At 69.2% G+C, this 8,581-nt stretch carries 6 protein-coding genes and 1 pseudogene; 6 read left to right on the top strand and 1 reads right to left on the bottom strand.

Going from position 1 to position 8,581, the window contains the following annotated elements:
- The 6 genes and pseudogenes from AC1DYX_RS24125 to AC1DYX_RS24100 all read left to right on the top strand — a co-directional run.
- Positions 1–711, top strand: a pseudogene (locus tag AC1DYX_RS24125) (DNA polymerase III subunit gamma/tau); the annotation flags it as partial.
- 52 nt (positions 712–763) lie between these two features.
- Positions 764–1,090, top strand: a complete 327-nt coding sequence (locus tag AC1DYX_RS24120; RefSeq protein ID WP_477263572.1) for a YbaB/EbfC family nucleoid-associated protein — start codon at positions 764–766, stop codon at positions 1,088–1,090.
- Positions 1,091–1,105: 15 nt separating this feature from the next.
- Positions 1,106–1,696, top strand: coding sequence for a recombination mediator RecR (gene recR / locus AC1DYX_RS24115; RefSeq protein ID WP_477263570.1), 591 nt, complete (start codon positions 1,106–1,108; stop codon positions 1,694–1,696).
- A 172-nt stretch (positions 1,697–1,868) separates the two neighbouring features.
- Positions 1,869–3,020 carry a glycosyltransferase gene (locus AC1DYX_RS24110; RefSeq protein ID WP_477263569.1) on the top strand — a complete coding sequence of 384 codons (1,152 nt, stop codon included), beginning with the start codon at positions 1,869–1,871 and terminating at the stop codon, positions 3,018–3,020.
- A complete protein-coding gene (locus AC1DYX_RS24105; protein WP_477263567.1) occupies positions 3,007–4,266 on the top strand; it encodes a DUF2334 domain-containing protein in 1,260 nt (419 codons plus the stop codon). Before AC1DYX_RS24110 ends, AC1DYX_RS24105 begins: the two co-directional genes overlap by 14 nt.
- Before the next feature lie 434 nt (positions 4,267–4,700).
- Positions 4,701–7,103: a penicillin acylase family protein gene (locus AC1DYX_RS24100; protein ID WP_477263565.1), complete on the top strand. Its 2,403-nt coding sequence runs from the start codon at positions 4,701–4,703 to the stop codon at positions 7,101–7,103.
- Positions 7,104–7,233: 130 nt separating this feature from the next.
- Here AC1DYX_RS24100 and AC1DYX_RS24095 read toward each other — a convergent pair.
- Positions 7,234–8,581, bottom strand: a 1,348-nt coding sequence (locus AC1DYX_RS24095; protein WP_477263563.1) for a putative bifunctional diguanylate cyclase/phosphodiesterase, incomplete at its 5' end; no start/stop codon positions are given.

The following is an 8,581-nucleotide window of genomic DNA, read 5'->3' as shown; positions in this document are numbered from 1 at the left end:
CCCTGGGACCAGGCCGCGCCGAACACGGCCGCCACCGCCGTGCGGGCGCAGCCCCAGGCCGCGGCCCAGCCGCAGCCGGCGATGGTCCGCCAGACGCCGGCCCGGGACGAGACGGCAACCGATGACGGGCCGCCGGCCTGGGTCACCGAATTTTCCGACGACACGGCCGTCGCGATGGATGCTCCGGGCGTCGCTACGCCGGGCGTCGCCACGCCGGGCGTAGCCACGCCGGGCGTGGCCGCACCGCCCGTGCCGGCCCGCGTCGCGCCGCCTTCCGCGCCGCCGTACGCCTATGTCATCACGCCGGTCCCGGCCATCGACTGGGACGGCAACTGGCCGGCGCTGGCGGCCTCGCTGCCGTTGCGCGGCGTGGCCCAGCAGCTGGCCTTCCAGACCGAACTGATCGAGTGCGCGGCCGATGGCGCCGCCGCGACGTTCCGCCTGCGCGTGCCCGTCGATACGCTGCGCGCCAGCGGCAACAGCGAGAAGCTGTGCGCGGCCTTGCAGGAACGCTTCCCGGCCGTGCGCGTGAACGTCGAGACCGAGATCGCGCCGACCTGGTACACGGCCAGCGCCGAAGCGAAGGCAAGGCGCGAACGGCTGCAGCGCGAGGCCGAGGCGGCCGTCGATGCCGATCCGTTCGTGCAGGACATGGTGAGCACGTTCGACGCGTTCGTCGTGCCCGGTTCGGTCCGGCCGATCGTATCCTGAGCGGCAAGCGCGCAATCCGATTTACCCATCCGACTTTTTTGGAGAACACATCATGATGAAAAACCAGCTCGCAGGCCTGATGAAGCAGGCGCAGGCCATGCAGGACAACATGAAGAAGGCGCAGGATCAGCTGGCCCAGATCGAAGTCGAAGGGCAGTCCGGTGCCGGCCTGGTCAAGGTCGTCATGACCTGCAAGAACGACGTCAAGCGCGTGTCGATCGACCCGTCGCTGCTGGGTGACGACCGCGACATGCTGGAAGACCTCGTCGCCGCCGCGTTCAACGACGCCGTGCGCAAGGCCGAAGCCACCGCGCAGGAAAAGATGAGTGGCCTGACCGCCGGCCTGCCGCTGCCGCCGGGCTTCAAGATGCCGTTCTGATGCTCGTCTGATCACATGTCCAAATCGCTCGACTTCCTCACCGAGGCCTTGCGCCGCCTGCCGGGCGTCGGACCGAAGTCGGCGCAGCGCATGGCCTTCCACCTGCTGCAGCACGACCGCGAAGGCGCCGCGATGCTGTCGCGCGCGCTGTACCAGGCTGTCGACGCGGTGCATCACTGCGCGATGTGCAATACCTTCTCGGAAACCGACGTCTGCGAGCTGTGCGCCGACGAGCAGCGCGACCGGACCATGCTGTGCGTGGTCGAGACACCGGCCGACCAGATGATGATCGAGCAGACCCTGACCTACAAGGGCCTGTACTTCGTGCTGATGGGGCGCTTGTCGCCGCTGGACGGCATCGGTCCCAAGGACCTGCACCTGGAAACGCTGGTGGGCCGCGCCAACGATGGCGAGGTCAAGGAGGTCGTGCTCGCCACCAATTTCACCAATGAGGGCGAAGCGACCGCCCATTACATCAGCGAAATGCTGAAGGCGCGCGGACTGAAGGTCAGCCGTCTCGCGCGCGGCGTCCCCGTCGGGGGCGAGCTCGAGTATGTGGACGCGGGCACCATCGCGCGCGCCATGCTCGACAGGCGCAGTGCATAATGGGCCTCCCCGCAAGGGAGCTCGACCCTCGTCGCACACGGCAACAATCGCATCGTGCCCTCCCATGCGCCACGGGTCCGGCTCCCGGCAGGTGGTGGCGTCCGCTTGACCATGCGCAAATACGGCGCACCGCGTACACTGCTATCGTGGGGATACTTAGCGGACCCCAAGCATGCATCTCGTCGACATCACCATGTTTTACGCGGCCGAAGGAGGCGGCGTCAGTACCTACCTGAACGCCAAGGCGCACTGGTTGGCACGACGCAGCCGCGTCCGGCACACGATCATGAGTTCCAACGTGGAGACGTGCGACCATACGGTGCCCGCGCTCGTGAAAATCCCGTCCGCCGGCGTGCCGGGTTTCCATGGGTTTCGCATGCCTTTGTCCGTGGCGGGGCCGGTACGCCTGCTGGAATCCGTCCAGCCGGACGTCGTCGAGGCGGGCGATGCCGGCCACTGCGCCTGGGCCGCGTTGCGCATGCGCAAGCGTTATGCCATCCCGGCCGTCGCCTTCTACCACTCCGACCTGCCACGCCTCGTGCAGCCGCGCCTGGGCCGCTGGATCGCGCACGGCACCTGCCGCTACCTCGCCAACCTGTACCGCCAGTTCGACCTTGTGCTGGCGCCCAGCCGCGTCATGGTGGCGCAACTGGACGAGATCGGCGTGCACGGCGCCGTGCACCAGCCGCTCGGCATCGACAGCAGCGTATTCCGACCGCAACGCCGCGACGCCACCTTGCGCGAACACCTGGGCCTCGATCCGGACGCGCGCCTGCTCGTCTATGCGGGCCGCTTCACGCCGGAAAAGAAATTGTACGTGCTTATCGAAGCCGTGCGCCTGCTGGGCGATCCTTACCACCTGATCCTCGTCGGCGGCGGCGGCGTGCTGCCGTATTGCGACCGCGTGACGCACATCCCGTTCCGCCGCGACCAGCGCCAGCTGGCTTGCCTGTTGGCCAGCTGCGACGTGCTCGTGCACCCCGGYGACGTCGAGACGTTCGGCCTGATCGTGCTCGAGGCAATGGCGTGCGGCTTGCCCGTCGTCGGCACGAACAAGGGTGGGGTGGCGGAGCTGGTCGATACGGAAACGGGCATCCTGGCCGAGCCGAACGATGTCGGCAGCCTTGCCGGTGCGATCGAAGCCATCTTCCAGCGCGACCTGGCGCGCATGGGCGAGGCCGCCCGGCGCAAGGCCGTCGAGCGCTACGACTGGAACGAAATCCTGCCGCAGGTGATCGCCCGCTACGACGCGTTGCTGGGCGGACATCCCCACGTGCTGCACGATGCCGTCGACGAGAGGGAGCGCATCCGTGTCATGGACTGACTGGCCGACCGACGGGCACATGCTGTGTGTCTCGATCCACGACGTGGCGCCGGCCACGTGGAGCGATTGCCTGCGCCTCGTGGAAGCCGTGCGCGCCGTCGCGGATATCCCGCTGACCTGGCTCGTCGTGCCGCATTACCACTTCCGTCCCGAACAGTCGCCGGTCATGGAGGCCTGCCTGAACGTGGCATTGGAGCGTGGCGACGAGCTGGCGCTGCACGGCTACAGCCACCTCGACACGGAAGCCAGCGGCGGCGGCCTGCGGACCCGCTTCCTGCGCAGCGTGTATACGCGGCGCGAGGGCGAGTTTGCGGCGCTGACGGAAGCGGAAGCGCGGCGGCGCCTGGACCTCGGCCTCGACTGGTTCGCGGCCCGCGGCTGGACGCCGACGGGCTTCATCCCGCCGGCCTGGCTGCTGGGTGATGGTGCGTGGCGGGCCCTGCGCGACGCGCCGTTCGCGTACACGACGACGTTCAGCCATTTCCATTGCCTGCCGGGTGGAGGGGGGCGTCGTGCCGACCGGGATGGCGAAGCCGCACGTGCACGGCCCACGCATGAACGCGGTCACGCATCCGGACATGCCGGTGGCGCGCAGGGCTATCGCGGCGGCCAGGGCGCGAGCGTACAGCATGGCCATGGCAACGGTAGTGGTGGCAGCCTCGGCAACGGCAACGGCAACGGCAACGGCAACGGCAACGGCAACGGCAACGGCAACGGCAACGGCAACGGCAATGCGCAAGGCGGGCGGGGCAATTACTCCGGACAGGACAGTTCGAACAAGCAGTTTGACCCAGGCAACTGGACTGGACCGCTCCCACACGACTCACACGACCCACACGACCTGCAACGCGACCTGCACCCGCCATTCGTGCAGAACAACCGCCACGGCACGCGGGCGATCCTGTCGCCCTCGCTCGTCTACGCCGCACGCAACCGCGGCGGCCGCCTCCTGTCGCCACGTGTGGCGGACGCGACGGCGGCCATGCTCGCAGGCGCGCCGCTCGTGCGCTTCAGTCTGCATCCGCCTGACGCCCGCTATCCGGAACTGGTCCGGCATATCCAGCAGGTCTTKGAGCGCMTGCTGGCACAGCGCGAGGCCGTCACGAAGGCCGAGTGCGCCCGCAGGTTGATGGATCACCTCGGCAACGGCCTCACCAGTAAGGACCCCACCAGCCGTCCCGCCAATAGCCCGGACCATAATAGCCCGCAGGCGGTCCATAATGCTGCAGGTCGTACTTCGTACTGAGTGCGATCACGCAATTGCGCCAGGCATCCGACTGCTCGACATAGCCCAGCCGGGAGCAGGCCGGGCCATAGATCGTCATCATCTGGGCGGCCTCGGCCTGAGCCTGTGCCGCCCGCTCCTGCGGTGTCGCGCAGGCCGAAAGCGCGCCCGCCAGCGCGACCGTGACGTACACCGCCGGCATGCGGGGACACCTCAGGGTAAATACGCGAGTCATTGCCTTCTCGACGATTCCAACGAAGCCGCAGCCTGCGAACCACCGCCGGCGTTGCGCGGCGCGCGTCCTGCGCGCCTGTCCCCAGCTTAGTGGGCCGGGTCGACCGGTTATCAAGCTCGCTCAATCGGGCATGGGGAACTACGGAGTGCGCGGAGTGTCCCGCACTCGCCCCGAGCTGCAATTTCTGGCAAGATGCGCTTTTTTCGAAGGGATGAGCGGCATGCGACAACGTGGATGGCGGGTGTGGGGACGGCGGGTGGCGGTCGGGGTCGTCGTGCTGCCGGTACTCGTCGCGGGTGGCGCCTGGATGACCCTGCGCGGCAGCCTGCCCGAGCTCGACGGGCAGCGCCAGTCGCCGCTGCTGTCGGCGAAGGTGACGGTCGAACGCGACGACAACGGCGTGCCGACGATCAGCGGATCCAGCCGGCTCGACGTCGGCTATGTCACCGGCTTCCTGCATGGCCAGGAACGTTTCTTCCAGATGGACTTGCTGCGCCGCAGTGCCGCCGGCGAGCTGGCCGAGCTGTTCGGGCCGAAGGCGCTGCCGGTCGACCGCGCGCATCGCCTGCACCGCTTCCGCGCCCGCGCGGAACAGGTCTTGCAACGCCTGACGCCGGCCGAACGGACGATGCTGGAACGCTACACCGCCGGCATCAACGATGGCTTGAACGGCCTGCGCGCCCGGCCGTTCGAATACCTGCTGAGCCGTACGACGCCGCGCCCGTGGACGCCTGCCGATTCGCTGCTGGCCATGTGGGCCATGTACTTCGACCTGCAGGGCAACCAGGAGCCGCGCGAGCTGTCACGGGGCTGGCTCGCCGCGCATCTGGACCCGGCCCAGCGCGCTTTCCTGCTGCCGGAAGCGACGTCGTGGGATACGCCGCTGGACGCGCCCGCCGTCGAACTGGCGCCCGTTGCGATTCCGCCGACGGCGCCCGCCTGGTGGGGCCGCAAGGATGCCGTGCCCGCGCGCCAGGTGGCGGGCGTCGCCTTCACGGATTCGGTCGGCAGCAACAACTACGCGATCGCCGGCTCACGCACGACGCATGGCGGCGCCATCGTGTCGGACGACATGCACCTGGGCCTGCAGCTGCCGAATACCTGGTACCGCCTTGCGCTGCGCTTCCCGGACGCGCAGGGCCGGCCGCGCCGCGTCGTCGGCGTGAGCCTGCCGGGGACGCCGCCGGCCGTCATCGTCGGCAGCAACGGCCACGTGGCCTGGGCGTTCACGAACAGTTATGCGGATACGCTCGACCTCGTCCGCCTCGGCACGGACGCGGCCCACCCCGGCCAGGTGCGCACGCCTTCCGGCTGGGAGACGCCCGTCGCGCACACGGAGACACTGCTCGTGAAAGGCGAGCCTGCGCAGACGCTGATCGTGCTCGAGACGAGCCTCGGCCCCATCCGCACGGTCGAGGGGACGATGTATGCCGTGCACTGGGTCGCGCATTCGCCGGATTCGCTGAACCTGCACCACCTGCAGCTGGAAGCGTCGACGAACCTCGACGAGGCGGTGGCCGCGGCGGCGGCCGACGGCATCCCGGCGCAGAACGTCGTCCTCGGCGACGACCGCGGCGGCATCGCGTGGACGATCGGCGGCGCGCTGCCGCATCGCACGCAGGGTGGACAAGCCGTGTCGTACCCGCTCGCGTTCGACGGCGCCGTGCCGACGTGGGACACCTTGCTGGCGCCGGAGCAGCATCCGCGCGTCGTGAACCCGCCCGGCGGCCAGATCGTGACGGCGAACAGCCGCCAGCTGGCCGGCGCCGGCGCGGAAGTGATCGGCGACGCGGGCTTCGATCTCGGCGCGCGCGTGCACCAGCTGAGCGACAACGTGCGCGCGCTGGGCGCGCGGACGGACGTCCCGGCCGCGTTCCAGGCGTCGCTCGACGACCGTGCCCTGTTCATCGCGCGCTGGCGCGAGCGTGCGCTGGCTGCGCTGGATGCGGGCGCCCTCGCGGGCCATCCGCAGCGCGCCGAGTTCCGCCGCCTGCTGGAGCGCAGCTGGGATTACCGCGCCAGCACGGCGTCGGTGGGCTACCGGCTCGCGCGCCAGTTCATGTGGTCGCTGCACGACCTGCTGTTCGGCGGCGTCGACGCGGAACTGGCGAAGCTCGATCCGAAAGCGGGCATCGTGGTCGCCACGTCGCGCTGGCCGGTCGTCATCGCGCGCCTGCTGGACGAGCGCCCGGCGGCGTGGCTGCCGTCCGGCTATGCGAGCTGGCAGGCGTTGCAGCTGGCCGCGATCGACCGCGCCATCGCCGACCTCACGGCGGACGGCACGCCGCTCGCGCAGGCCACCTGGGGCCAGCGCAACACGGCCACGATCGCGCATCCGTTCACGATCGCCGTGCCGGCGCTGCGCCGCTGGTTGAGCGCGCCGCCGGACCAGTTGCCGGGCGACGCCAACCTGCCGCGCGTGGCGGGGCCGAAGTTCGGGCAGTCGGAGCGCCTGACGGTGGCGCCGGGGCGCGAGGAAGAAGGGCTGTTCGACATGCCGGGCGGGCAGAGCGGGCACCCGCTGTCGCCGTACTTCCTGAAGGGGCATGCCGACTGGGTGCAGGGCCGGCCGTCGCCGCTGCTGCCCGGCGCGACCACGCACACGCTGACGTTCATACGCTAAGACCTGGTAGGGTGGGCACCCCGTGCCCACGCGGACGTTCGCAATCCGCATGCGTCACGCGTGGGCACGTTTCATTGGATTGATGCCCCCGGCATCAATCCCCCCCGGCCTCAAATGCCCACCCAACGAGTCAACGCGCCGTGACCGGCACCCACAGCTTCTGCAGCATGCCCGTCACCGTCTCGGCCGGCGCGGGCCGGCCGAGGTAGTAGCCCTGCACGAGGTCGCAGCCGTATTCTTCCAGCAGCACGAGCTGTTCGCCCGTCTCGACGCCTTCCGCCACGACGATCATCTTGAGGCCGTGCGCCATCGCGATGATGGCGCGGGTGATCGCCGCGTTCTCGGAATCCTGCGGCAGGCCGCTGATGAAGCTGCGGTCGATCTTCAGCGCCCGCACGTCGAAGCGCTTCAGGTAGTTCATCGACGAATAGCCGGTGCCGAAGTCGTCGATCGACAGGAACACGCCGATGGTGCGCAGCTGTTCCAGCGTCGCCAGCGTGGCCTTTGCATCGTCCATCAGCGTGCCCTCCGTCAGCTCCAGTTCGAGCAGGCGCGGGTCGAGGTCCGTGTCGTGCAGCGCCGACAGCACGATCTGCGACAGGTTCTCGTCCTTGAACTGCTTGGCCGACAGGTTCACCGCCATGCGCACGGGCCGGCGCGCCAGCTTCTGCCAGTGGCGCGCCTGGCGGCACGCGGTGCGCAGCACCCATTCGCCGATCGGCACGATCAGGCCCGTCTCCTCGGCCAGCGGGATGAACTCGCTGGGCGAGACGACGCCGCGCTCCGCGTGGCGCCAGCGCACCAGCGCTTCCACGCCGACGATCTCGGACGAGCGCACGTCGAGCTGCGGCTGGTACAGCAGGTACAGCTCGTCGTTCTGCAGCGCGCGGCGCAGGCCGACTTCGAGCCGCACGTGGCTCATGATCTGCATCGTCAGCGACGACGAGTACAGCTTGGCGTTGTTCTTGCCGCAGTTCTTCGCGTGGTACATGGCGGTGTCGGCGTACTTCAGCAGCGACGTACTGTCGTCGCCGTCCTCGGGGAACAGCGAGATGCCGATGCTGGCCGTCACGAAGATCTCGTTGCCCTCGAGGAGGAAAGGGCGGCGCATCGCGTCCTTCACGCGGTGCGCCACGTTGAGGGCGTGTTCGACCCGTTCGAGGTCGGGAATCAGGATCGTGAATTCGTCGCCGCCCAGGCGCGCGAGGTTCGTACCTTCGATACGGCTGGCGTCCCGGCGGCCGCCCTCGGCGCGCGGCAGCAGGTCGCCGCGCGACATCAGGTCGCTGGGGCGGATCGTGTCGCGCAGGCGTTCCGACACCTGCTTCAGCAACTGGTCGCCGACGTCGTGGCCGAGCGTGTCGTTGATGCGCTTGAAGGCGTCCAGGTCCATGAACAGCACGGCGAACTTCCTGTTGCCGATCTTCGAGCGCTGCAGCTCGCGCTCCAGCATCTCGAGGAAGGCCTGGCGGTTCGGG

The organism is Massilia sp. P2_C2 (assembly GCF_056404615.1).
The sequence above is the reverse complement of the archived record's forward strand: the minus strand, read 5'-3'. Positions and strand labels throughout refer to the sequence as shown.